Annotated in this window: 21 protein-coding genes; 5 read left to right on the forward strand and 16 right to left on the reverse strand. The window is 68.0% G+C overall.

The annotated features are described in order from the left end of the window. Positions 1-375 precede the first annotated feature (375 nt). Positions 376-1,128, forward strand: a complete 753-nt coding sequence (ubiE, locus tag IRZ30_RS06235; RefSeq protein ID WP_294084028.1) for a bifunctional demethylmenaquinone methyltransferase/2-methoxy-6-polyprenyl-1,4-benzoquinol methylase UbiE — start codon at positions 376-378, stop codon at positions 1,126-1,128. A gap of 35 nt (positions 1,129-1,163) precedes the next feature. On the opposite strand, the gene IRZ30_RS06240 is transcribed toward ubiE, so the two are convergent. The 3 genes from IRZ30_RS06240 to IRZ30_RS06250 all read right to left on the reverse strand — a co-directional run bounded on the left by IRZ30_RS06240 (position 1,164) and on the right by IRZ30_RS06250 (position 3,464). Further along, on the reverse strand, positions 1,164-1,961 hold the full coding sequence (locus IRZ30_RS06240) for a DUF2182 domain-containing protein (protein ID WP_294084029.1): 798 nt from the start codon (positions 1,959-1,961) through the stop codon (positions 1,164-1,166). A gap of 64 nt (positions 1,962-2,025) precedes the next feature. Further along, positions 2,026-2,649: a DUF1326 domain-containing protein gene (locus IRZ30_RS06245; RefSeq protein ID WP_294084030.1), complete on the reverse strand. Its 624-nt coding sequence runs from the start codon at positions 2,647-2,649 to the stop codon at positions 2,026-2,028. A gap of 188 nt (positions 2,650-2,837) precedes the next feature. Next, on the reverse strand, positions 2,838-3,464 hold the full coding sequence (locus IRZ30_RS06250; RefSeq protein WP_294084031.1) for an antibiotic biosynthesis monooxygenase family protein: 627 nt from the start codon (positions 3,462-3,464) through the stop codon (positions 2,838-2,840). Positions 3,465-3,852: 388 nt separating this feature from the next. Here IRZ30_RS06250 and IRZ30_RS06255 point away from each other — a divergent pair, with 388 nt between their 5' ends. Beyond that, positions 3,853-4,560, forward strand: a complete 708-nt coding sequence (locus IRZ30_RS06255; RefSeq protein ID WP_294084032.1) for a metalloregulator ArsR/SmtB family transcription factor — start codon at positions 3,853-3,855, stop codon at positions 4,558-4,560. Between the two features lie 40 nt (positions 4,561-4,600). On the opposite strand, the gene pepF is transcribed toward IRZ30_RS06255, so the two are convergent. Further along, positions 4,601-6,406 carry an oligoendopeptidase F gene (pepF, locus tag IRZ30_RS06260; RefSeq protein ID WP_294084033.1) on the reverse strand — a complete coding sequence of 602 codons (1,806 nt, stop codon included), beginning with the start codon at positions 6,404-6,406 and terminating at the stop codon, positions 4,601-4,603. A gap of 292 nt (positions 6,407-6,698) precedes the next feature. Between pepF and IRZ30_RS06265 the strand changes: the two genes are divergently transcribed. Next, positions 6,699-6,884, forward strand: coding sequence for a hypothetical protein (locus IRZ30_RS06265; protein ID WP_294084034.1), 186 nt, complete (start codon positions 6,699-6,701; stop codon positions 6,882-6,884). A 208-nt stretch (positions 6,885-7,092) separates the two neighbouring features. On the opposite strand, the gene IRZ30_RS06270 is transcribed toward IRZ30_RS06265, so the two are convergent. From IRZ30_RS06270 to IRZ30_RS06325, 12 genes are all read right to left on the reverse strand, one after another. Beyond that, the gene (locus IRZ30_RS06270; RefSeq protein WP_294084035.1) at positions 7,093-8,448 is read right to left on the reverse strand and encodes an NAD(P)/FAD-dependent oxidoreductase; all 1,356 of its coding nucleotides are present in this window, start codon (positions 8,446-8,448) and stop codon (positions 7,093-7,095) included. Between the two features lie 382 nt (positions 8,449-8,830). After that, positions 8,831-10,393, reverse strand: a complete 1,563-nt coding sequence (locus IRZ30_RS06275) for a multicopper oxidase domain-containing protein (protein WP_294084036.1) — start codon at positions 10,391-10,393, stop codon at positions 8,831-8,833. A gap of 236 nt (positions 10,394-10,629) precedes the next feature. After that, entirely contained in the window at positions 10,630-10,902 is a 273-nt protein-coding gene (locus tag IRZ30_RS06280) for a hypothetical protein (RefSeq protein WP_294084037.1), read from the reverse strand. A gap of 33 nt (positions 10,903-10,935) precedes the next feature. Beyond that, positions 10,936-11,343, reverse strand: coding sequence for a DUF2203 domain-containing protein (locus IRZ30_RS06285; protein ID WP_294084038.1), 408 nt, complete (start codon positions 11,341-11,343; stop codon positions 10,936-10,938). A gap of 25 nt (positions 11,344-11,368) precedes the next feature. Further along, a complete protein-coding gene (gene dapF, locus IRZ30_RS06290; RefSeq protein ID WP_294084039.1) occupies positions 11,369-12,193 on the reverse strand; it encodes a diaminopimelate epimerase in 825 nt (274 codons plus the stop codon). Between the two features lie 703 nt (positions 12,194-12,896). Beyond that, on the reverse strand, positions 12,897-13,556 hold the full coding sequence (locus tag IRZ30_RS06295; protein WP_294084040.1) for an isochorismatase family protein: 660 nt from the start codon (positions 13,554-13,556) through the stop codon (positions 12,897-12,899). Then, a complete protein-coding gene (hydA, locus tag IRZ30_RS06300; RefSeq protein WP_294084041.1) occupies positions 13,553-14,974 on the reverse strand; it encodes a dihydropyrimidinase in 1,422 nt (473 codons plus the stop codon). The genes IRZ30_RS06295 and hydA overlap by 4 nt, the downstream gene beginning before the upstream one ends. A gap of 367 nt (positions 14,975-15,341) precedes the next feature. Then, on the reverse strand, positions 15,342-15,743 hold the full coding sequence (locus IRZ30_RS06305) for a VOC family protein (protein ID WP_294084042.1): 402 nt from the start codon (positions 15,741-15,743) through the stop codon (positions 15,342-15,344). 76 nt (positions 15,744-15,819) lie between these two features. Beyond that, entirely contained in the window at positions 15,820-16,779 is a 960-nt protein-coding gene (locus tag IRZ30_RS06310; protein WP_294084043.1) for an ABC transporter permease, read from the reverse strand. 73 nt (positions 16,780-16,852) lie between these two features. Next, the gene (locus IRZ30_RS06315) at positions 16,853-17,815 is read right to left on the reverse strand and encodes an ABC transporter permease (RefSeq protein WP_294084044.1); all 963 of its coding nucleotides are present in this window, start codon (positions 17,813-17,815) and stop codon (positions 16,853-16,855) included. Between the two features lie 135 nt (positions 17,816-17,950). Beyond that, a complete protein-coding gene (locus IRZ30_RS06320) occupies positions 17,951-19,768 on the reverse strand; it encodes a peptide-binding protein (RefSeq protein WP_294084045.1) in 1,818 nt (605 codons plus the stop codon). A gap of 512 nt (positions 19,769-20,280) precedes the next feature. Further along, on the reverse strand, positions 20,281-21,243 hold the full coding sequence (locus IRZ30_RS06325; protein WP_294084046.1) for a nitronate monooxygenase: 963 nt from the start codon (positions 21,241-21,243) through the stop codon (positions 20,281-20,283). 300 nt (positions 21,244-21,543) lie between these two features. On the opposite strand from IRZ30_RS06325, the gene IRZ30_RS06330 reads away from it, so the two are divergent. Both IRZ30_RS06330 and IRZ30_RS06335 read left to right on the forward strand, forming a co-directional pair. Beyond that, positions 21,544-23,853 (forward strand): 3-hydroxyacyl-CoA dehydrogenase/enoyl-CoA hydratase family protein, encoded by a 2,310-nt coding sequence (locus IRZ30_RS06330; RefSeq protein WP_294084047.1) that lies wholly within the window; start codon positions 21,544-21,546, stop codon positions 23,851-23,853. A gap of 53 nt (positions 23,854-23,906) precedes the next feature. Beyond that, complete coding sequence (locus tag IRZ30_RS06335; protein WP_294084048.1) at positions 23,907-25,073, forward strand: thiolase family protein; 1,167 nt, start codon at positions 23,907-23,909, stop codon at positions 25,071-25,073. Positions 25,074-25,227 lie beyond the last annotated feature (154 nt).

Genomic DNA, 25,227 nt, shown 5'->3' on the forward strand with positions numbered 1-25,227 from the left:
TTCTTTTTTGTGGGGTGGCCGGGTGGGGGGCGGGGGCGGGGTGGCTTTAGCCCCGGGCACGTGCCACGACGCGGGGATCCCGACGCCACCCATCCCGGGCACGGGCCACGACGCGGGGATCCTGGCATCACTCGCACGGTCACCGTTGGGCTACTAGCCGGCTGACGGGGTTTGACGAATGACCATGATCCAGCAGAGCCGCTATCGTCACTCGTTTGCTGCGTTCCCGTGACGGGTGACACGAAAAAACGCAGCCCCCGTCGCTGTGTGTCGCGACCACGGCCTGGACGGAAAGCCTTGTCGCGGGGATCGTTTCCGTGCCACAGTTCGGGCGCGCGGTGCTGGACCTGCGCAGGCATGAGGGGGAGGCGAGGCGTGACCGGGACCGAGACCGAGACGCCACGGCGCGGAGCACGTGGGGCGCTGCGGCAGCCGCCCGAGGTCCGGGCGATGTTCGACCGCATCGTCCGGCGCTACGACTTGATGAACCGGCTCATGAGCCTCGGGCGCGACGTCGCCTGGCGGCGCCTGGCCGCCCGCGAGGCGCTCGCCGGAGGTGCCCGGCAGGTGCTCGACGTGGCGACCGGTACCGGCGACCTGGCGCTCGAGCTGGCGCGCCAGGGGGCCCCGCGTGTCGTCGGCGCCGACTTCTCCCGCGGGATGCTGCAACTGGCTGCGGACAAGATCCGCGGTCGCGGCGCGTCAATCCGGTTGCTCCAGGCCGACGCGATGGCGCTGCCGTTCCCGGACGGCGCGTTCGACGCCTGCACCGTTGCCTTCGGCCTGCGAAACATGCCCGACTACGAGGCCGCCGTCGTCGAGATGTCTCGCGTGCTCCGGCCGGGCGGCCGGTTGGTGGTTCTGGAGATGACTCCGCTCCGTGTGCCGGTGCTGCGCACGCTCTTCCGCTGGTACTTCGATCGCCTCGTTCCCCTGATCGGTGGGCTCATCAGCGGCGACCGCGACGCCTACCGCTACCTGCCCACCTCCGTCAGTGCCTTCCCCCCGGCCGAGGAGCTGGCCGCGATTATGACCCGCGCCGGGCTGGCGCCGGTCCGCTACCAGTACCTGATGATGCGCACCGTCGCCCTGCACGTCGGCGTCAAGCCGGGCACAACTCCCCGGTAGGGCCGTTTGAGCGGAGGAGGTCCTGGGCAGGGGCGCTACATCGTGGCCGGCATGCTGGCCGGCATGGTGGTGAGCAGCAACTCCGGCATGACGAGCACCAGGGCGCCATAGGCGATGAGGGCGATAGCCGCGACCTGCGCCAGTCGCGGTCCGATCGGCAGCGCCTTTTCGGCGAAGATCAGCACCGTGACGAGCGCCATCACCGCGACGTTCATAATCCCGAGTGGAAATAGAATCACGAACAGCAGCCAGCAGCACCCGAGGCAGTAGCTCCCGTGTTCGAATCCCATCCGGAACGCGCCCCAGGCGCCATCGCGCCATGAGGTGAGGATGAATGCCAGCGGGGTGCGGCACTTGGCCAGGCAGGCGCGCTTGAGCGGGGAGAGCTGGTAGAGCCCGGCGAGGATCAGGATCGCGCCGCCGATCTGGGCCGCGTGCTCCATCAGCCACATGTTGCGCCGTGCCATTTCAGTGACCCCGATCGCCGCGCCGTAGGCCACCACGCCGAAGAGTGCCCAGACCAGGAGGTACGCCGCGACGAAGATCCAGGTCGGCACGTAGGGCTGTCCCTGCGCCCGGCGCCCGGCGTAGACACTGGCGAAGGTCAGGACCATCGGCGCCGCCGTCGGGAACATCATGGCCACCATCATGACGACCCAGATGGCCAGGAACAGCAGCGCGCTCATCCCCATCGTCAGGCCCATGCCCGCGCCACTGCCTGACACCCGCCACTGCCAGATCAATACGCCCCAGGCGGCGGCAGCCAGGACGAGGAGCACGCCCAGGATCACCGCGCGCTCGCGGGACCATGCGGGTGATGCCGAGGCGGTCATGCGAACTCCTCTCCGCGCCGCCGCTCGCCGCGGTGGGCTTCGGGTCTCGGGCTAGGGCGTGTGGCTACCCCGACCACGAGATCGGGGCGTAGTGCCCGTTCTTGCCGGAGTTGTCCCAGGTCATCCCGTAGTCGCTGAAGGTGCTGCCCGAGGTGCCGACGGCGAAGGCCACCTTGCTGGCGAAGGGGTGCGCGTTCTCCGCCCAGATCTCATGATCGGGGTCGAAGCTGGGCGCCGGCTGCACCCCCATGCTGAGCACACTGGGGATCTCCATCGAGCGGCGCTTCCCCTCCCGCCGATAGGTAATCGGCGCCGTCTTCACGCCGAGGATGGTGGACACCAGCGGGGTCAGCAAGGCGATCGGCCCTCCAGCGGCGCCGGTGAAGATCGCCTGCAACGCGGCGCGCTGCTCGTCCGTCGCCCGCTCATCCAGGTAGGCAGCGAACGACCAGTTACCCTGACCCATCGGGCCCGGAGTGCGAACGATCGCCGCCGCGTTCAGGCCGTCCAGCGAGACGCCCTGATAGTGCCCCCGGTCGATGTGGAACCCGAACGCGACCTCGCAGGCCCCCTGGGTCGGCTGCGATGTGAACGGTGGGGCGGAGGAGAAGAGGCAGGGACAGACCACGTCGCAGTTACAATTCTCGAAGTAGTCGCCCTCAATCTGCCATCCGGACGATGCAGTCATCGGCAGCCCCCTGCTCATTCGTCGTGGCGCGGTCGCCCGAGCGACTGGCACCTGATGCCGGTACGGCAGGGGCGAGATTGCGCGAACGTTCCCATTCCTATGCTCAGACTACGCTTCATGGTAATCATGTCAAGTGACTGTTACGTCATGAATATGCTTCCTGGCCCATGTCTGCCCGCTCGACAGGTTCAGTCGACCGGAGGGAAGTACTGCGGTGCCTCGCGACGGTCGCGCATTCCGTACTCGCGGATGATACGCACCTGCCGGTGGCGTACGTCCTTGGCCCAGGCCGATGCCGCCGACGGTGCATCCCGCCAGGACATGAGGAGCAGGTGCTTTCCGGGCTGGTAGATGCTCTCGAACCGCGCGTGCTCGACGGCGTTGCCCATGGCCGGCGGTGTGGGAGGCGGCACGGCGTCGGGTGCTGGGGACAGCGTCTCGGTGATCGTGACGACCTTCGCCTCGCCGACCTCGGTCAGGTCGAGGCGCGTCGGCCGGGGTTCCAGCCCGGCGGGCGGGTGCGTGTCCGCCGTCACCTCGCCGACGCGTAAGCGGTAGTCGGCGAAGATCTCGAATCGCCCGGGCACCTGGCCGCGCGTGTAGTGCAGCGCGTTGGTCCGCCAGCGGATCAGCGCCTTCTCGTCGCGCCAGGTTGAGAGGGAGAGGAGCCCGCTCTCATCCCCGATGCGCCGGAACCGCTCGTTGTCGATGAAGCCTTCGATCTGCTCCAGCTCCGGCCGCAGCAGCCGGGCGATCTCCAGGTACTCGTCCCAGCGTTCCGGCTTGGGCCACACCTCGAAGAGCACGACGAACATGTTTGACCTCCTTCACCGGCTTCGCCGGCGTGCGACGGATCAACCCCACGGGGCGGGGCTTTTCCTGCCAGTGGCGCTTTGCTCCCCTGCCCAGGGTCGGGGAGTGCGCGGGATCCCCCGGCGGCGTGGTGTGCGTCCGGGGGCGTGGCGCGTTCACGCCACCCACCCCCGGGCACAGGCCGACCACGTACACTCCGAATAATTCGTCAACCGTCGTTCCACCCGGGCTCGAGCCGACCGTGTACACCCGCCGTCACACGCCATGCGCCCGGCCCTGTCCTCGGCAGCGACCGCCTCATGTCGCTGCTTCAGACATTACGCCCCGTCCCACGGGGATGCTTCGATCCAGACCGAAGTATCGGCGCGGATGCCCGGGTATACTGGCGGCATGGCGACGCATGTACGGCTTGCACAGATCGGTGCCTTGTTTGCGGAACCCACCCGCGCGGTGATGCTGGCGGAGTTGATGGGGGGTCGTGCGCTGACGGCAACGGAGTTGGCGGCTCGGGCGGACATCGCGCCCTCGACGGCCAGCACCCATCTGGCCCGGCTCGTGGACGGCGGGTTGCTCGCGGTAGAGGTCCAGGGGCGTCACCGTTACTACCGCCTGGCAGGACCGGAGGTTGCGCGCATGATTGAGACGCTCGGTGCCTTCCCGCAGCCGGCCGAGGATCAGGACGTGTCCGAATGTGAGGAGGTCGAGGGACTGCGCTTTGCCCGCACCTGTTACGACCACCTCGCCGGTCGCCTCGCGGTGGCGATCCGGAACGCGATGATCGAGCGGGGGCTACTGTTGGAGCATGGCGCGGAGCATCAGGTCACGCCTGCTGGGGAGGCGTGGTTCGCGGACTTCGGCGTGGACCTCGCGGCGGCGCGCCGGGCGCGCCGCTCCTTTGCCCGCCGGTGCCTGGACTGGACCGAGCGCCGGCCGCACCTGGCCGGCGCTCTTGGGGCGGCATTGCTGGTCCGGCTGGTCGAGCGTGGCTGGATCGTGCGCGTCCCCGGCGAGCGTCTGGTCGAGTTGACCCCGGCCGGCCGCGCTGGGCTCGCCCGCGAGCTGGGTCTACGCTTCCCACTCTCCAGCGACCAGCGCTAATCCGCCACGCTCCCTAGCTGTACGCAACACGCAGTACGCACTACCCCTGCGTCTCGCTCAACGCTGCTTCCAGCGTGTCGAGGTACTCCGCCATCGTCGCGAAGGCCGCTTCGTAGGGTGCCGCCGTTGTGAGGTCGACCCCGGCGTCACGCAGCAGGTCGAGCGAATCCTTCGACGACCCGGCAGCCAGGAAGGTGAGGTACCGGTCACGTGCCTCCTCGTCCCCGGACAGCACCGCCGAGGCCAGCGCCATGGCCGCGATCAGCCCCGTCGCGTACTGGTAGACGTAGAACGCCCGGTAGAAGTGCGGCACACGCGACCACTCGACCGCCAGTTGCTCGTCTGCCGCGAAGTCGGGGCCGTGGTACTCGGTCGCCAGGCGGGTGTACTCGGTCATAAGCCGCTCCGGCGTCAGCCCCTCGTTCGCCTCGACCACCTGATGTGTCAGCAGCTCGAACTCGGCGAACATCGTCTGCCGGAAGATCGTGGTGCGGATCGACTCCAGCGCGTCGTTCACCAGGTACGCCCGCTCCCGCGGGTCGGTGCTGCGCTCCAGCAGGTGTGCCGTCAGCAACCGCTCATTGAAGGTGGATGCCACCTCGGCGACGAAGATGGTGTAGGACGACGTGGGGTGCGGCTGGTTCGCCGCGGAGAAGTACGAGTGCATCGCGTGGCCCAGCTCGTGGGCCAGGGTGAAGACGTCGTTGAGCGTGCCGCCCCAGTTCAGCAGCACGTAGGGGTGCACCCCGTAGACGCCGAGGTTGTACCCGCCGGAGCGCTTCCCCACCGTCTCGTGCACGTCGACCCAGCGGGAACGCAGCCCTTCGCGCACCGCATTCACGTACCGCTCGCCGAGCGGGGCGAAGGCCGCCACCACGGTCTCGGTCGCCTCCTCATAGGAGAAGGTCCGCTCCGGCATCTCCACCAGCGGCACGTAGAGGTCGTACATGTGGACCTCGTCCAGCCCCAGAACCCGCTTGCGCAGCGACACGTAGCGGTGGAGCAGCGGGAGGTAGCGGTGTACCGTGTCGATCAAGTTGGTGTAGACCTCGAGCGGGATGTCTTCCGGCTTCAGCGCCGCCTCGAGCGCGCTGTTGTACCGGCGCACCCGGGCGAAGAAGGCGTCGCGCTGGTTGCTGGCCGTGAGCAGCGCCCCGAGCGTGTTCCGGTGGGCATGGTAGGGGGCGTGCAGCATCTCGTAGGCGTCGCGGCGGACGCGGCGATCCCGGCGCTCGAGCAGGCGCAGGTAGCGCGCCTTGGTCAACTCGACCGGCGTGCCGTCGCTGTCGATGACCGTGCCGAAGCGGATGTCGGCGTTGTCGAAGAAGGTGAAGACGTTTGAGGCGGTCTGCGCCATCTCCGCCGTCTCGGCCAGGATCTCCTCGACCTCGGCGCTGCGCACGTGCGGTCGCTGGCGGATGGTGCGCTCGATGAGTCGCCGGAACGGCTCCAGTCCCGGCTCAGCGTCGAGGAAGCCGCGGAGTTGCTCGTCGGTGAGGGTCAGCAACTCAGGCTGGATCCAGGCCGTCGCCCGCCCGGCGGCGACCACCAGCGCCATCACCTGCTCATAGCGCTGGATCGCGGCCGTGTTGCGGGTATCCTCGTCCCGCTCCAGCATCGCGTAGGCGAACAGGCGCTCCAGCCGTTCGTCGATCTGATCCGCCAGGGAGAGCGCGGCCAGCAACTGCTGCGGGCTCTGGCCGAGCGTGCCCCGGAAGGCCTCGATGTCCGGCAGTGCGGCCTGGACGGCCTGACGCTCGGCCTCCCACGCCTCGGCGCTTGGGAACAGGTGGGTCAGATCCCACCGCTCGCTCTCGGGAACCGCGTCGCGCGTCATCTGCGCCATGAGCCTCGACCTCCTCGCATCGGTACCCATCCGCCGGTCGGGCCGTGGAGCCAGCGCCCCGGCCGCCGTCAGTCTACACGGAAGCGCTCGCAGGAGCCGCGCCTGGCTACCATCCGGCGGCGTCTTGCCGTATCATCTCCTCGGTACGTCGACCGGCAGGGTAGCCGGATCGGCCGGTTCATGCTATGGTGCCAGTGTAGCGCGGCCCATGAGCGTGCCCTTCTACGTGTGAACGAACGACGCGCGACAGCGAGTGACCCCGACAGGGGACGGCGGACGAGAGGAGCGAGTGGTGGCCCAGGGCTACCTGATGATCGAGCTGGGGATAATGGGGCTCTTCGGTGGGTTCTGGAGCATCGCGGGCACCCGCTTGGTGCGTGAGCAGGGTTATCCCTGGCTGGAAAAGATCGGCTACGCCGCCGGGGTGGTGTCCCTGGTGCTCTCCATCATCTACATCGTCTGGGGCTTCACCCGCTAGCCGCGCCCTCACGAACGCGTTGTCAACCGCCCCTCCCCGAGCTTTCGGGGAGGGGCGGCGTTGTTCTGTTCCGGATGAGATAGGTTCCCTCGTTCGATTCGTGCCCTGCGTTCCGTGGGCGTGGCCCGGCTGTGATCCCAGGTCACCGGGCGGGCACCACCTGAGGTGGTGACACCGGGGTGGGACCTTTCGACGGGGACTGCTGATCCTATCCCTCTCCGTCGCCCGCGCGCACGGCCTCGCGGGCGGGTCGATCGGCCATCGGCGCCGGCTGGCCGACCTTGAGTTGCACGAGCGTCGGCGGGAACAGCAGGTCGAGCGTCCAGTCGATCGTCACCCGCAGGCGCTTCTCCCAGCGCAGCAACTGCGACAGATAGTAGGTCCGGAACATCCACCAGGCCGGGAACCCGGAGAAGGTCCAGCCCCGCAGGTTCACCACTGCCGAGCGGTGGCCCAGCGCTACCATCTGCCCGAGCGTGCGGTAGGTAATGGGCTTGGGCGACCGGCCGCGTAGCCGTGCGGCCACGTTGTACGCCAGGACGCGCGCTTCGCGGACCGCGTGCTGTGCGGTCTGCGGGTACGGCTGCCCGGTGGTCGGGTCCGGCACCCGTGCGTTGTCCCCGAGCGCCCAGACGTTGGCCTGGCCCTCGACGGCCATGTAGTCGTCCACGATCAGGCGGCCCCGCTCGTCCTTCGGCAGTGGCAGGTCGCGCACCAGGGGGTTCGGCATGACGCCGACCGAGCCGACCACCGTCTCCGTCTCGATCACCGTGCCGTCGTCGAGTCGCACCGCGGTCGGCTCGACCGCCGCGACGCGCTTCCCGAGCATCACCTCAACGCCGCGGGAGCGCAACTGCTGCTCGGCGAACTGACCCAAGTTCTCCGGCAGGTCGGGGATCAGACGGTCACCGCCATGGATCAGGACGATCCGGAAGTCGTCCGTGCTGAGATGGGGGTAGTGCTTGGCGGCATCGTGGAGCAGGTCGGTGATCTCGGCCACCACCTCCACCCCGTTGGCGCCACCGCCGACGACCACCACCGTGAGCAGCCGGGCCTTGGCCACCGGATCGGTCTCGATGTCTCCCTGCTCCAGGATGTCGATCAGATGGTTCCGCAGGGCGAAGGCGTGGCTCAGCCGCTGCACGTCGAAGGCGTACTCGCCCAGACCGGGCACCCGCTCGACGTTCGGCACGCCGCCCAGCGCCAGCACCAGGTGGTCGTAATACAGCGAGCGTGGCTGTTGCCGGTGGCGGTACAGGCCGTGGCGAATATCCACCCGCTGCTCCGCCAGGTCGATGCCGGTGACCTCGCCGACGTACAGCGTTGCGCGTGGCACCAGCAGTCGGATCGGGTTCAGGATGTGCTCGGTCTCGATCGCCCCGGAGACGATCTCGGGGATCAGGGGGTAGAAGACGAAGAAGTTCTCGCGGTTCACGATCGCGATCTCGGCCGGCGTGCGGCGTAGCCGCTTCTGCAGCTCGAATGCGGTGTAGACGCCGGCGAAGCCGCCGCCCAAGATCACGATACGGGGTGCCTGGCTCTCACCCGGTCGAAGCCATTCCATCGGTTCGGCGTCCCCTCTACGTACACGTAGCGCGGTGAGGATGTCGTCCGCCCGCTCGTCCCCGGGATCGGACCCGGGACGAGCCCTATACTTCAAAAAAACACCGCCGGCGCAGTGGGCCATCCTGCCACGGGGCCGGTCAGAGTGGCCCGGAGGTGGTAGGCCCGCTCACTCCCCGGCCGCGGTTTCGGTGGCGTGGTGCCGGGGTTGGTAGGTGCCCCCTCGGTCCAGGCTCGGCTCCAACTCACGCTCGCGCATACCGGTCACGCACGCGCATCGCGTGCAGCGCGCCGGGTGCGATCTTGTCGTACTCAATTCGCTGTGGCAGGGGAACAACTCCAATCACCCATCGCTCAAGCCCAGCGGACGTGTCCCGCTCGGGTTACGGCAGCACCTTCAGGATGCCGGAGGCACCGAGGTAACTGTCGCGCATGCTGTGGTCCACGATTGGATATTCGCCGGGTTTGGGAATGACCACGTCGAGGATCGCCCCGGCGCCCGGCGCGATCGAATAGGTCGAGACCCCGCTCAGGGCGTGCGCCGGGTCGCCGTCTGGGTAGACGTTGGCGAAGATCCCTCCGATCACGTGTGGCGCGCTCCACTGACTCGGCCCGGCGTTCACCACGTAGAGCCGCACTCGCTGGCCGGCGTGGGCGGTCAACGGGTGGTCGCGGTACTGAAAGGCGGCGCCGTTGAACACCACCAGATCGGGGATCGCCTGCTGCATCTTGACGTAGTCGGGACCCATTGTGTTGCCCTGGATCTGCTTGGTATACCACTCGCTCTGCACCAGCACGTAGCTGACATCGGCAGGCGGCAGCGGCGTCGTCGGGTCGACCACGATCGCGCCGTACATGCCGTTGCCGATGTGGAACAGGACCGGCGTGGTGCCGCAGTGGTACATGAAGACGCCGGGCACCTCGGCCACGAAGGAGAACTGCACCGATTGCCCGGGGTCCGCGTTGCGGTAGGCGACTGCAGGGTCGATCTGCGCGGCGTGGAAGTCGATCGAGTGCTGCATCGTGCCGTCGTTGGTGAAGGTCACGTTCACCGTCTGGCCCTGGCGCACGTGGAGGATCGGCGCGGGCACCGTGTCGTTGAAGGTCCAGGCCTCATACGCCACGCCGCTGGCGATCTCGACGTTCGTATCGGTCGCCACCAGATTCACCGATACCTGATCACCGGTGCCGAGCAGCGGCGGCAGGGTTGCATCGCGCGGGTTGGCGATCGGGTTGGAGGAGGCGAGTTGCAACGGCGTCACCGCCGCCGCGGCGTTCTTGGGCGTCGGGGCGGCCGCGCTAGTAGCGCTTTGCAGGCCGCCGAGGAGGAAGATCAGCGCGCCCGCGATCACCGCGATCGCGAGTGCCTGCTCCGGCCAGGGCAGGATCCGCGCTGGGTGACCCATCGGCCGCCGGCCGGACGGCTCGGACAAGCGCCGCCATCCGGGCCAGCGCCGCTCGATGTAGTAGTCGAGGCTGTAGGGGGATGCACCCTGCCCCCAGCCGAGCAGGATCAGCGCGACGAACAGGAGCACGTAGACCAGGGCCGGACCGATATTGGCCACCCCGGTGGCGTATGGCCCGCTGAAGCCCTCGGCCGTCGCCCAGATCAAGAGGCTGAACAGCGCGCCCGCGACGTAGACCGGCAGGCGCAGCAGTCCCAGCAGAAGCCCGATCGCGATCAGCGTCTCGATGATGCGGGTGAGCCAGACGAAGAGGTCGGCGTTGGGCGTGACGAGATTGATCCAAAAGGTGAACCACGGAGCAAGCCAGATCGGCTGCCCCTGCGCCGCGTTCTGGAGATACCCGACGTAGTGTGCCGCGAACTCCGGGCGCCAAGTCAGGTAGGCGTTGATCGCCCAGAGCACGCCGAAGCCAGCACGGACCGCTGCCGTGGCTGCGGCCGGCCACGCCAGCGCCGATCGCTCGAACTCCGTCGTCGCCACTAGTCACCTCATTCCCGGCGCGGCATCGTCGTTGTCGATCGGGCGACGGTGCACGAATGGATGCTGGATTTCGACAGGTGGGACGGCGCCCCAGAGGAGGGCAGACCGACCCCGCGGAGTACAGCGCTAGCATAGGTCGCGCCAACGTCCGCGTCGTTGCGCCAGCACAACTACGGGACGCCACTCCGGTGCCCCGTCTCTCTCCCTTGTGCGCACTGCTGACGCGGCGCTGATGGCTACTCCCCGGGCGGGGCGCCGCGGCCGGTGAAGACGATGGTGGTGCCGTCCGGGGTGTGGCGCTGGAAGTAGTGGACGGGTGCCTGGGCGCCGCCTTCGATCTCGAGCGTGGCCGGTCCGGCCGGCTGCGCCAGCGCGCCTTCGCCGTCCAGACGTGTGGCCGTGCCACGCCAGACGCGATTGCGGCGGTCGATCTCGTACGTGTAGCGCACGGCCGCGAGTTCGGTCCCGTCTGGGGCGAGCAGGCGCCCGACCCCACTGTGGCTCTCCATGCTCGACCTGTCCCCCCGCTCGGTGCCGACCGGTTACTCCTCCAACGGTTGCCGGCCGGCGTAACCCGCGTCGGTCTCGTGCCAGAAGGCGACGGTCGGCTCGTCTACGCGCCAGCAGAGGTAGACCACCCGTCCCCCGCGCAGGCTCGGGAAGTCCACCAGGCCCATGTTCAGGTCCTTCACTTCGATGCCCTGTTCCATGAGCTGCTGCACCTTCTCCTGGAGCGCGGCAACGAGTTCCGCGATCCGTTCCTCGCGCCGGTTGGCCTCGGCTCCATGCCCGTTGCCGCGCATGGCCGGGGTGAGTCGCTGGAGGGCGAGCACCTCCTGATCGAGTTGCTGCTTCTCGGCCTGAATCGCGGTCAGGATCCCGCGCAGCCGGGGGACCAGCGCCCGGGCTTCCTCGACGGTGAAGTAGCGTGGGAATGCGTCCTCGGCCATCGCGGTTTCCGTTCCGGCGCCGTCGCTACCAGGCCAGCGCCTCGGGGCTCAGCGTGCCCCGTGCGATCACGCGCGCGTCCCCGATCAGCCACAGGCGGCCGTCGCGCTGATCGACCGTCAGGCGCCCGCCATCGACCACCAGGTCCACCGGCCAGGGGCGATCCAGCAGCGTGTGGACGACGAACGCGGTGGCGGTGGCGCCCGTGCCGCACGCCTTGGTCAGCGCCTCGACCCCGCGCTCGTAGGTCCGCTGCCGGATCGGTCGATCCGGCGCCACCTCGACGAAGTTGACGTTCGTGCCGGCGGGGAAGTGCTTGTCGTCGTAGCGCAGCGCCCGCCCGAGCGCGGTGAGGTGCTCGTCGGAATGGCGCTCAACGTCCGGCACGAATACGACCGCGTGGGGCACGCCGACCCACAGCGCGTGCAGTGGCCAGCGCTCGTCGCCCGCCTCGACCGTCATGGCTTCGAAGCGGACCTGCTCCGGTTCCGGCATGACGACCTCAAACCGCCCGTCGGGGCGGGCCATAACCGGCAGATCCCCGGAGTCGGTGAGCAGGTGGAATTCGCGGCCCTGCACCAGCCCACGCTCCACGGCGTAGCGCGCGGCGCAGCGGCTGCCGTTGCCGCACATCTCGGCGCGGGAGCCATCCGGGTTGTAGAAGCGGATGCGCGCGGCGTCGGGCCGTTCGGGGCCGATAACGATAATCCCGTCGGCGCCGAGCGACAGCGCGCGAGTACAGAGCTTCTGGGCCAGCCAGCCGAGATCCAGGTCGGCCACGTCCTCTTCAGCCAGCACGATGAAATCGTTTCCCGCCCCGCTCAGCTTCATGAACGGCAGTTCGCCAACCACCCGCGCCTCCCTTGCCGGACGGCTTCGATGCTCCCATGGCACTTCTGCCACGCAGTGTAGCACGCGGAATGCGCGGGAGCGGCGGGCTGGGCACAGCCTAGGGGGCGGTGTGAGGATCTTTGGCTCGTGGCGCGTGCCCGGGCTAAAGCCACCGGGCTGACAAGGGAAGCCGGCTGAAGCCGGCTGGGATTTAGCAGGGTTCACACCCCGGCGTAAGGTCTCGCCGCGCGGCGCGTGCCCGGGGCTAAAGCCGCCGGGCTGAAAACGAAAAGCCCACTAAAGGGGCTGGGGACGCGGTGCCCAATGGGCTGCCGGATCGCGTCAGCCTGGGTGTGGATCACGGGAGCCCCTTCAGTGGGCTTTGTATTGTCAGCCCGGCGGCTCTAGCCCCGGGCACATGCCGGGCGGCGGGATCCTCTCACCACACCGGTTTCCTATTACCGTCGTCCTCAGCTGGCTTCAGCCGGCTTTCGGGGTGAGCCCGGCGGCTTCAGCCCCGGGCACATACCACGGCGCGGGGATCCTCATGGCACCCGCCTCCGGGTCCAAACCGCGGCGCGGCGATCCTGTTGGCACCCGTCCCGGGTACGTGCCGCCCGTCCGCGGCATGGTGGGATGCATTCGGCGTCGCGGTACCGCGCCAGACCAAAGCGGCGGCTCGGGCCGCCGCACTCCAAAGGGATCGGCGGCCCGTCGTCCCCGCTCAGCGTGTCATGGCGGCGGTGCGGGCGGGGAGGGACTCGATGTACGCGATGGCTTCGTCGACCGAGACGACGTCTGCGTACTTCTGGTTGATGTCGAATAGGTTCGCCTCGTGCGGGCCGGGGGCTCGGTCGCCCACGCATTCGCGGGGCACGAGCGTCGGGAAGCCGTACTGTAGTAGGTCGATCGCCGTAGCGCGGATGCAACCGCTGGTCGTCGCGCCGCACAGGATCACGGTGTCGACGCCCTGGGCGATCAGGATCGACGCCAGGTTGGTGCCGAAGAAGGCGGACGCGCCCTTCTTCAGGATCACGGGCTCACCCTCCCGGCGTCCCAGGCGCGGGTCGATCTCGACCCAGCGCCCGCCGAGCTGGAGCTCCGCCAGCGAGGGCGCCTTTTTGATCCAGAGCGCACCGTCGGTCAACCCCGGCTCGAAGCCGATCGTGGTGAAGACCGCCAGGAAGCCCTTGGCCCGCGCGGCGTCGAGGAGTCGGCGCGTCGCCTCGACCTCCGCCGTCAAGTCCGACCCGAGGGAGCAGGCAGGGTCGGTGAAGCCGCAGGAGAAATCGACCACGAGTACCGCCGGGTTCTGCCCGCGCGGCACCGCCTGGCCGAAGCCGGCTCGCTGGTAGATCTGGTGGGTCTGCGCATCGTGCGTCATACCGCTACCCCTCCCGTCGCGCCGGTCAGCTCTTCGCCGAAGCGGGCTCGCTTGATGAACGTCCCCGCGCCCGGCTCCGCGACCAGCTCATCACCCTGAACGATCGTCCGGCCACGCACCATCACGACCTCCGGCGCTCCGGTCACCTGGTAGCCCTCGTACAGGTTGTAGTCGATCAGCGAGTGGTGCGTGGCTGCGGAGATGGTGAGTTGCTTGTTCGGGTCGAAGACGACGAGGTCAGCGTCGGAGCCGACGGCGATGGTGCCCTTCTTCGGGTAGAGCCCGAAGAGCTTCGCCGGGTTGGTCGCCAGCAGTTCCACCAGGCGGTTCATCGAGAAGCGGCCCTGCCGCACGCCGAACTCGTGCATCAGGTGCAGCCGGTTCTCGATGCCCGGCCCGCCGTTCGGGATCTTGGAGAAGTCGTCCCGGCCGAGCGTCTTCTGGCCGTTGAAGTTGAACGGGCAGTGATCGGTTGAGACGACCGAGAGGATGCCGGTCGACAGTGCCTGCCACAGGTGCTCCTGGTGCTCCTTGGGTCGCGGCGGCGGGGTGTAGATCCACTTGCCGCCTTCGAAGTCCGGCTGGTCGAGCACGCTCTCGTCGAAGAAGAGGTACTGCGGGCAGGTCTCGCCCCAGACCTTCCAGCCCTTGGCTCGCGCCTCGGCGACCGGGTCAATCGCCTCCTTGCAGGAGACGTGGACCACGTAGAGCGGCGCGTCGGCGAGGTGGGCGAGCTGGATGGCCCGGTTCGTTGCCTCTCCCTCGGTGATCGGCGGGCGGGTGCGGGCATGCCAGATGGTGCTCGTGTGCCCCGCCGCCAGCGCCTGGCGTACCAGGACATCGATGACGTCGCCGTTCTCGGCGTGCACCATGACCAGGGCACCGGTCTCGTGGGCCTGCTGCATCACCTTGAAGAGGGTCGTGTCATCGACCATGACCGAGCCCTTGTAGGCCATGAAGAGCTTGTAGCTGGTCACGCCCTCGTCCTGTACGACTCGCTTCAGTTCCTCCATGCGTGCGGGGTCGGACAGGTCGGTGATCGCCATGTGGAAGCCGACATCGATCACCGGCTTGCGCTCGCTCATCTTGCGGTGCCAGTCCTCCAGCGCGCTGAAGAGTGAGTGGCCCGGCACCTGGCAGCAGAAGTCGACCAGGGTCGTGGTACCGCCGAAGGCCGCCGCGACCGTCGCCGAGGTCCAGGTGTCGCAGGTGGTGGTTCCGCCGAAGGGGAACTCGATGTGGGTGTGCGGGTCGATGCAGCCGGGCAGGACGTACTTCCCGCTTGCGTCGATCACCGTGTCCGCAGGCATGTCCAGCGACTGGCCGATGAGCGTGATGCGCTCATCCTCGATGTAGATGTCGCCGACGTAGTCGTCGCTGGCGGTGATGATACGCCCGCCTTTGATCAGAACGGACATGGGCTCTCCCTCCCGTGTGGCTACCGGAGGTCGTCGCACCGACAGGAAACCGCTCCGCCGCCCGGTGCGGGGTAGACGCGAGTCCGGCAGCCGACGTCAAGGCCGGTGCCGCGCCGCCCCGTGGGGCAAGCCAGGTGGAAGGGTGGCCTGTCGTGCGTTTCGTGTCCCCATCGTATGCGCGCCGGGCGTGACGTGTCAATCGCACTCCCGCGGTGGACGATGTGCCGGCGACGTGCGGCAGCGGGCGCAGCTCGTGGAGCCGGGCGAGGCGCGGTTCAACGCCCGCGCTACCGGTCGCGCTGGTGAAGGGCGGCGTGGATGGAGCCGCACCGAGGCGGCGGAAGGGCTGCCTCGGTGCGGGCCGTGGCTACTGCGCCGGGGATGTGACCTCGGCGACGAGCTGGATGGGGTTGCCGTCCGGGTCCGCGACCCAGGCCGCGCGTAGGCGGCCGTTGAGGAAGTCGTGTGGCGGGCTCACCGGCTGGGCGCCCTTGGCGAGGAGGTCTGTATAGGTGCGGTCGATGTCGTCGGTCCACAGGCACACCTCTGCCCGTGGTGGGCCGGAGTCCGCCGGGATGTCGTGCACGCGCCGCGCCGATTCGATCGAGGCCAGGCCGAGGATGAAGCCGTCCAGACGCAACTCGACGTGCTCCGGGGTGCCGGTCGTGGGAGTGCGGAAGGTCTCGGTGAAGTCGAATAGCTCGGTATAGAACCGCGCGGCTGCCTCGACATCGCGGACGTAGAAGTTCACCTGCGGATTGCGGAACACGCGCACCCACCTTTCCAGCCCTGGTCAACAGGGCATACGAGTCCGGAACCGCGGCCGGCGGCGCGTCGGGGATGCGCTAGTTCTCGCCCAGACGCGGGTCGAGTGCGTCGCGCAGGCCGTTCCCGAACAAATTGATCGCCAACACCGTGATGTAGATGACGAAGCCCGGGATAAAGATCAGCGTCCAGGAGTGGGAGATGTAAGTGACGGCGTCGCTGAGCATGTTGCCCAGGCTCGGGACGGGCACCTGCACGCCGAGGCCGAGGAAGCTCAGGGCCGCCTCGACCAGGATGAAGGCCGGCAGGGCCAGGGTCGCCCAGACGATGACGATCGGCGTCACGTTCGGCAGGATGTGCCGGATGATGATCCGGCTGTCCGCGGCGCCGAGCACCCGCGCGGCTTCGACGTAGTCGCGGCGCTTGATCGACATAATTTCGCCGCGAATGAGCCGCGCGAGGCCCATCCAGCTCACCGAGGCGATGACGAAGGCGAGGGCGGTGGCGCCGACTGTGAAGAGGGTGTTGATGAAAATCAGCAGGAAGAGTGCTGGGATCGAGAGCATGATGTCGACGAAGCGCATGATGACGGAGTCGATCCACCGACCGTAGTAGCCGGCCAGGGATCCGAGCGTGCCGCCGAAGAGGAGCGCACTGGCGACGGCCAGGATCGCGACCATCATCGACATGCGGGCGCCATAGGCGAGGCGTGTCAGGACGTCCCGACCCAGGTTGTCCGTGCCGAGGATGTAGCCGTCTTCGCCAGGCTTCTTGAACTTGTCGAGCAGAACCTGCTTGTCGTAACCGACGTGCGTGACGTAGCGGGAGATGAGCGGTGCGCCGAACCCGAAGGCGAACACCAGGAAGACCACGACGAGTGACGCCATAGCCAGGCGGTTCCGTCGGAAGCGCGCCCACGCCTGTTGCGCGTTGCTGCGGGGCTTGGTACGGCCGACGCGGCTGAGATCATCTGCGACCCGGCTGGTAGCCGGAGCTGCCGGGCGTCGCTCGGCGAAGCCTTCGGGTCGAACCTCTGCCATCGTTTAGCTCCAACGTTCTATCACGGCAACGTGCCGGCCGGGCACGTCGACGTGCCCGGCTGCCGGTCTTGCCCTAATCGTAACGGATACGCGGATCAAGTACGCCGTACACAATATCTGCAAGCAAGTTCGCGACGACCGTGAGGACCGACACGAACAGAGTAACGCCCATGACCATGGTGTAGTCGCGCTTGTTGACCGAGTCGAGGATCAGCCGCCCCAGACCGTTCCAGGTGAAGATCTGCTCGACAATGACCGAGCCGCTGAAGAGAGTTGGGAGATCCAGGGCCAGCAGTGTCACCAGCGGCAAGATAGCGTTGCGCAGACCGTGACGGAAGATGATGACGACCTCACGGAGTCCCTTGGCCTCGGCAGTACGCATGTAGTCCTGCCGCAGGACCTCGATCATCTGGGAGCGGATATAGCGGGTCCAGGTCGCGGTCTGCACGAAAGCGAGCACGAAGGCAGGCGCGATAAGGTGCTGGACGCGGCTGAGCAGGGTGCAGTTGCCCAGTTCGCAGACCCCGCCGGTGGGGAGGGTGGGCAAGCCCGCGCCCTTCATGCGCACCAGGATGAGGATCACCATCAGGCCCAGCCAGAAGGTCGGCATGGCGAAGCCCGCCACCGCGCCCACGGTGGTTACCTGGTCGAAGGCAGAGTTGCGCCTGACGGCACCGTAGACGCCGACCGGGATGGCGACGATCAGCGACAGGATGAGCGCCGTCACCGTGAGCAGCAGGGTGTTCGGCAGCTTCTCCATGATGGTCTTCATGACCGGCTGGTAGGTGATCAATGAGAGGCCGAGATCACCGCGCGCCACGTGCGAGAGCCACTGGACGTAGCGGACGTGCAAGGGCTGGTCGAGGCCGAGTGCCTTGGCGATACGCTCCCGGTCCTCGGGCCGCACCTGCGGGTTGAACTCGAGGTCGGAGATTGGACTACCGGGTACCAGGTTCGCCAGCGCGAACGTGATGATCGTGATACCGAGCACCAGCGGGACGATCTGGATTACCCGGCGCACGACGTATTGTCCCATGACGCTCTCCCAAACTCGTGGCGGCGCCCGCGCGCCGGGTTGGGATGGGCGCGTCTCCCCGAGTGAGCCTCGGGGAGACGCCCTCCCGGCGACGGGCACCCCGGGCGCGCCGCTGCGCCCGGGATACAACCGCGCCTATGCGTCAACCCACCACTGGTGCGCGTTGAAGGTCGTGTCGACGGCATTGGGCCACAGGTTGTGGACCCGCTTGTTTACGCCGGCGATCGCCTTCGGGAAGTCGAGCACGGGACTCGGCAGCTCATCCAGCAGGATGTTCTGCATCTCAGTGTAGATCCGCTTGCGCTCTTCCTGGTCGGTCGTGGCCAGACCCTGCTTCAGGAGCTCATCGACCTTCGGGTTCGAGTACTTGTTCATGTTGAACCCACCCTCGTAGGCCTCGGTAGCCCACATGGTGGTCTGATCCGGGTCGACGTCCCACTGGAAGCCGACCAGGAACATCTCGAAGTCCTTGCTGCCGGTAATGCGATCGAGGAAGGCGTTCCACTCCTCGGTCTTCGGCGTGCACTCGACCCCGATCTCCTTCCAGGCCTGCTGGAAGACGGTGATGTACTGCTCGCGGACCTGGTTGCCGGCGTTGGTGTAGACGCTGAAGGAGAGGCGCTGGCCGTCCTTCTCGCGGATGCCGTCCGCACCGGGCACCCAGCCGGCCTCGTCCAGGAGCTGCTTGGCCTTCTCCGGGTCGTACTCGTACTTGATGGTGAGCTCGTCGGGGTTGTAGGCCCAGGAGATCACCGGCATGGTGCCCTGCGCAACCTCGCCGAGGCCGAAGCGGATGGCCTCAATCATCGCCTCCCGGTCGAGCGCGTAGAAGAGGGCCTGGCGGACGCGCTTGTCCTGGAAGATCGTCGTCTTGGCCGGGTCGAGCTGGTAGGCGTAGAAGGTGAAGCTGAAGGTGTCGTACTCGTGGACGGTGACGTTCTCCTGGGCCTTCATCTCCTCGTAGCTGGCCTCGTTGATCGGCCCGAAGTCGATCTCACCGGTCTTGAGCTGCTGCACCGCGACGGTCTGGTCGGGGACGACCTTGTAGATGTAGCGGTCGATGTTCGGCTCACCCTCCCAGTAGTTGGGGTACTTGACCAGCGTCAGGTGGTCGTCCTTGACCCACTCCTCGAACTGGAAGGGACCGCTCCCGATGGTCACGCCCTTGGTGCCGACGGAGAACTCGTGCTGCGCCAACTGCGCCGGGTCGACGTCCTTGAGGATGTGCTCCGGCACGATGCCGTAGACCATGTTGCTGACCAGGAAGGGCGCGGTGGGGTTCTTGAGCTTGAACACCACCGTCGACTCGTCGCTCACCTCGACCGTATCGATCCGCTCGGTCAGCTCGGCGGTGCGCGGCGAGTTGGAAGCCGGGTTCATCAACAGGTCGTAGGTGAACTTGACGTCGTCGGCGGTGAGCGGTTCGCCGTCGTGGAAGGTGACGCCACTGCGGAGCTTGAAGGTGTAGGTGAGGCCGTCCTCCGAAATCTCCCACGACTCGGCCAGCTCGCCCTTCGGCTCAGTCGTCTCGACGTCGGGCGTCATGACCCCGTTGAAAATCAGATCGGCGATGCGGCCGGAGGAGGTGTCACTGACGAGCACCGGATTGACGGTCTTGGCGTCAGCAAAGGTGCCCTCGATGATCTGCCCGCCCTTGTTCTGCGGCTCTTCGTATTGGAACGCGCCCGTTCCGCCGGATGGAGTCGTTGCGGGGGTGCTGCCACCCGATGGAGCCTCGGTGGCGGCCGGCGTCGCGCCGCCCCCGGCGGGCTGCGTGGTCTGCGGTGCGGTAGTGGCCTCCTCTTCGCCGCCACCACCACAGGCAGCCAGGAGCCCTCCAACGACCGGCATGCTCACACCGAGCACGGCCGCCCGGCGCAGCAACGCACGCCGGCTGAGACCCGCCTGGAGCGCCTCGTCCACGGAGAAACGCTGCGGGGAATTGGTGTCCATGAGATCTCCTCCTCTACACTGCCCAACCCTGCCACGAGGCGTCGCGTCCCCCACGCGATCCCCCTTGGCCCACTACGCCGTGGGAAGGTTCGGGCACGTGTCTGTCCACCAGATCCACGGGAAAGATGAATTACGCTACCAGAGCGCTCCGCGCTACCCTCCCCGAACGGTAGCTGTTGCTGTCGCGCTCACCACGTGAACCCCTCACCAGATTGCGGCGCACAGAGAACCGCGTCCGGTGAGATCCTCGCGCAGCCGGACCTCCTTTCCACGGGCACCCCCGCCACTGGGCGCCGGGCCACATGGCGCAGCCGACCGGAGCTTGCGCCGCCGATGCATCAATCACGAAGATATGGCCTCGACGATCACCAGCCTTTTCGGTGCCGATGCACGTCGGCGATGGGTAAGGCTCATTTACATCGTCGCGCTGGAGAACAAGAGCATCATCAAGAGCATCCGAAAACCGTCATTGATCTTGCCTTAGGATAGTTGCGCTCGCGTTTAGTGTCAAGTCAGTTGGCGGCGCACGCGGCAGCCGCAGCGCGCAGACGTCGCGCGGCGTCGCCAACTATGCGGTCAAGCAAATCCTGCACACTAGGGATATCGTGGATCAGGCCGGCCACTTGGCCGGCCCAGACCCATCCGCCTTCCATGTCACCGTCGATCGCCGCGCGCCGGTTCTCCGCGCCGGAGATGGCGCGGATGAGCTCGTCGCGCGCGCCGGCCTGCTCCAGCGCCAGGATGCGCTCGGCTGCGGGCCCGGCCAGCACGCGCCCGGGGGTGCCGAGCGAGCGCTCGATGATCAGGGTGTCGGTCTCGCGCGCTGCGACGAGCGCTTGCTTGTAGTTCGGGTGGGCGATGCACTCGGCGGTGGCGACGAAGCGGGTGCCCATCTCGATGCCGTCCGCGCCCATCGCCAGTGCCGCTGCCAGCCCGCGGCCGTCGCCGATGCCGCCGCTGGCCAGCACCGGGATCGACACCGACTCCAGGATCCGGGGCACCAGCACCATCGTACCGACGTCGTCCCGTCCCAGGTGGCCGCCACCTTCGTAACCGACGGCGATCACCGCCGTGCCGCCCAGTTGCTCCACCTTCTGCGCCTGGCGCACGCTGGCAACGAGCACCAGCGTCTTGACGCCGGTCCCTTCCAGGCGGCGCAGGTACGGCTCCGGGTTGCCGGCGGTGAAGCTCATGATGCGGACGTCTTCCGCAAGCGCTGCCTCGACCAGTGCCATCGAGTCGCGATGCGCGCTGATGGCGATGTTGACCGCGAATGGCCGGTCGGTCAATTTACGCACCTTGCGGATCTCGGCCCGCAGGCCGTCCGGGCCACCGGGAATCGTCGCCGCGCTGATCTGTCCTAACCCGCCGGCGTTGGACACGGCCGCGCACAGTTCGGCGAACGCCAGGTGCGCCAGCCCGCCCTGCACGATCGGATACCGGATGCCGAAGATCTCCGTCACACGTGTGCGCATGGCCTGTCCTTCCCCTCGATGGTTGGGATTTTCGGCTGTTGTCATCCCCGGTGCTGGTACGGAAGCACCATATCAGATGCCACCCCAGAGTGCTCCTCCGTGCTTGGACTTGAGAGTCGGGGCCGTTCCTCAGCCCGGCGCTCGCCTCCCGACCACATGCTGTCGCGCCCGCCCCCGAAAACGTGCTATGCTGACAGCACCGAGTGGGGAGGAGCTTTCGCGCAAGAGAGCGGGGACGACGTCGGCGGCACGGGCCGCGTCGCCCGTGCAGCCACTCCGTATCCAGCAGGGAGGGACCCCATGCGCATACGGAAGTTGGGCGTGGTCGGTGCGGGCACTATGGGCGGCGCCATCGCGGCGCTGGCCGCTTCGGCAGGCGTGCCGGTCGTCCTGCTCGACATCCCGGGCGACGACGACCGCGACGGTCCGGCCAGGCGCGGGCTGGAACGCCAGCTCGCGGCCCGCCCGGCCGCGTTCATGGATCCGGATCGGGCTCGGCTGATCGAGATCGGCAACACCGAGGACGATCTGGAGCGGCTGGCGAGCTGCGACTGGGTGGTTGAGGCGATCATCGAGCAGGTCGAGCCGAAGCGGGCGCTCTTCGCCCGTCTGGAGCAGGTCCTGCCCGAGACGACCATCGTCACCTCCAACACCTCCGGCATCCCGATGCACCAGCTCCTGGAGGGGCGAAGCGAGCGCTTCCGGCGGCGCTTCCTGGGTACCCACTTCTTCAACCCACCGCGCTACCTGCACCTGCTGGAGCTGATCCCCACGTTCGAGACGGACCCTGACGTGCTGGCGGCGATCGAGGCGTTCGGCTCCCGCGTCCTGGGGAAGGGAACGGTCCTCGCCCGCGACGTCCCCGGCTTCATCGGCAACCGACTTGGGGTCTACGGCCTGCTCGAGGCGATCCGCCTGATGGAGCGGTTCGACCTCACTATCGACGAGGTGGACGCCCTGACCGGGCCGCTGATCGGCCGCCCCCGCTCGGCCACGTTCCGTACTGCCGACCTCTCGGGCCTCGACGTGCTGCGCCACGTCGCGCACGAGCTGAGCGAGGCGACCGGCGAGGATTTCTCGCTGCCCGGCTGGGTCGAGGCGCTGGTCGAGCAGGGCCGGCTCGGGGAGAAGACCGGCATCGGCTTTTACCGGCGCGAGGGTCGCGACATCTTCACCCTCGATTGGAAGACCGGGGAGTATCACCCACGGGCGGAGTTCCGCCTGCCGGAGATCGGGCAGATCAAGGACCTGCCGCTGCCGGAGCGGCTGCGCGGCGTGCTGGCCTTGCCCGGCAAGTACGGCGACTTCATGCGCACGCTCTTCTTCACCACGGCCCATTACACCCTGGAGCGCGCTCCCGAGATCGCCTACGACCTGGTCGCGGTCGACCGGGCGCTGGAGTGGGGCTTCGGCTGGGATGCCGGGCCGTTCCGCCAGTTGGACATGATCGGCTCCGACGTGCTGCGGGCCGGCTTCGCCGAGCTCGGGTTATCCGAGCCGGATCTGCTGCAAAAGGCCGGCGAGCGCGGCTTCTACACCCGTGAGGACGGCACCGTCCGCTACCTCGACTTCTCCGGCACCTACCAGACGGTGCCGGGCATCCCGGGTACGATCGCGCTGAGCGGGTTGAAGGAAGCCGGGAAGGTTCTGAAGTCCTCGAAGGACGCCTCGCTGATCGACCTGGGCGACGGCGTGGTGCTGCTCGAGTTCCACACCAAGATGAACGCCATCGGCGAGGGCGTCCTGCGGATGCTGAGTGCCGGGATGAAGCTGATCGAGCAGGACGGCTACGCCGGGCTGGTGATTGGCAACGAGGATCCCCGCGCCTTCTCCGCCGGGGCCAACCTCGGGCTGATCCTGATGCTGGCCCAGGAGGGCGGCTGGGACGAGCTGGAGCTCGCCGTGCGCCAGTTCCAGCGGGCGACGATGGGGCTGCGCGCGGCACCGTTCCCGGTGGTGGTGGCGGCCCACGGGCTGACGCTCGGCGGCGGGGCCGAGTTCCTGCTCCACGCCGACCATGTCCAGGCCGCGGCCGAGCTGTACACCGGGCTCGTCGAGGTCGGCGTGGGCCTGATCCCGGCCGGGGGTGGCACCAAGGAGCTGCTCTTCCGCTTCACGCGGGAGCTGGCTCCGTACGTCGAGGCGGACCCGTTCGAGGCGGTGCGCCGCGCGTTCATGCTGATCGGCATGGCGCAGACGAGCACCAGCGCGCTGGACGCGCGCCGCATGGGCTTCCTCCGTCCGGGCGACCGGATCACGATGAACCGCGACCGGCTGATCGCCGACGCCAAGGCCGCGGTGCTGGCGCTCGCGCCCGACTACGTTCCGCCCGTGCCGGGCACGATCCGCGCACTCGGCCGGGAGGGGCTGGGGAACCTCCGCTACGCCGTCTGGTCGATGCGTGAGGCCGGGCAGATCAGCGACCACGATGTCGAGATCGGCAACGCCCTGGCCTACGTCCTCTGCGGTGGCGACGGGCCGCCGCGGGAGGTGACCGAACAGGACATCCTGGATCTCGAACGCGAAGCGTTCCTGAAGCTCCTGGGGACGCGCAAGACCCAGGAGCGCATCGCCCACACGCTGAAGACCGGCAAGCCGCTGCGCAACTGACGCCGCCCGCGTGCGGGCGCCAGCGCGCGTGTCGACCACATCAAGGAGGAATCATGCGCGAGGCAGTCATCGTCAGCGCGGTGCGCAGCCCCATTGGCCGGGGCAAGGCGGACGGGTCGCTCGCCACGGTGCACCCGGTGGACCTGTCGGCGACCGTGATGCGGGCCGCCGTCGAGCGGGCCGGGGTCGACCCGGCCATCATCGACGACGTGCTCTGGGGCTGCGCGATGCCCGAAGCGTCGCAGGGTCTCAACGTCGCTCGGAACGCCCTGCTGCGGGCCGGCTTCCCGGTCGACGTGCCGGGGGCCACCATCAACCGCTTCTGCTCCTCCGGGCTCCAGACGATCGCCATGGGGGCGCAGGCCATCATGACCGGGATGGCCGACGTGGTGCTGGCCGGCGGCGTGGAGATGATGAGCCAGGTGCCGATGTCCGGCTACCACACCCGCATCCATCCCGAGCTGTACGAGGCCTACATCGGCATGGGCTTCACCGCGGAGCGGGTCGCCGCCCGCTGGGGCATCAGCCGGGAGGCGCAGGACGAATGGGCACTGCGCAGCCACCGGCGCGCCGCCGCGGCCTGGGAGGCCGGCTGCTTCGCCGAGGAGATCGTGCCGATCCCGGTCGAGCGCTACCACTGGAACGGCCGCAAGAAGACGGTCGAAACCAGCGAGTTCAGCCGCGACGAGACGGTGCGCCCAGACACCTCGCTGGAGAAGCTGGCCAAGCTCCGCCCCGCTTTCAAAGTGGATGGGACCGTCACCGCCGGGAACGCCAGCCCGTACTCGGACGGCTCGGCCGCGGTGCTCCTTATGGCACGCGAGCGGGCCGAGGAGCTGGGCATCCCGCCACTGGCGCGCTTCATCACCTTCGCCCTCGCCGGCGTCGACCCCGACATCATGGGCGTGGCGCCGGCCAAGGCGATCCCGAAGGTGCTGGCGCGGGCCGGGATGCGCCTCGATGACGTCCAGTTGATCGAGTTCAACGAGGCATTTGCGGCGCAGGTGCTGGCGGTCATCAAGGAGGTGGAGCTGTCCACCGAGATCGTGAATGTCAACGGCGGGGCGATCGCCCTCGGGCACCCGCTGGGCGCGACCGGCGCCAAGCTGACGACCAGCCTGATCCACGAACTGCGCCGCCGCGGCGGCGGCATCGGCATGGTGACCATGTGCATCGGCGGCGGTATGGGCGCCGCCGGTCTGTTTGAGGTGTATGGGTAGTGCGTCAAACGCCATGCGTCATCCGTCACCCGTCATCCGTGATGCTCCCCTCTCCCCTCGTGGGAGAAGGGCCGGGGGTGAGGGGGACGCATGACGCATGACGTATGACGAAGGAGCACGGTCATGGCAGAGAACACGGCACTGTGGCGGCGTG

The organism is Sphaerobacter sp. (genome assembly GCF_019683595.1).
GTDB lineage: Bacteria > Chloroflexota > Chloroflexia > Thermomicrobiales > Thermomicrobiaceae > Sphaerobacter.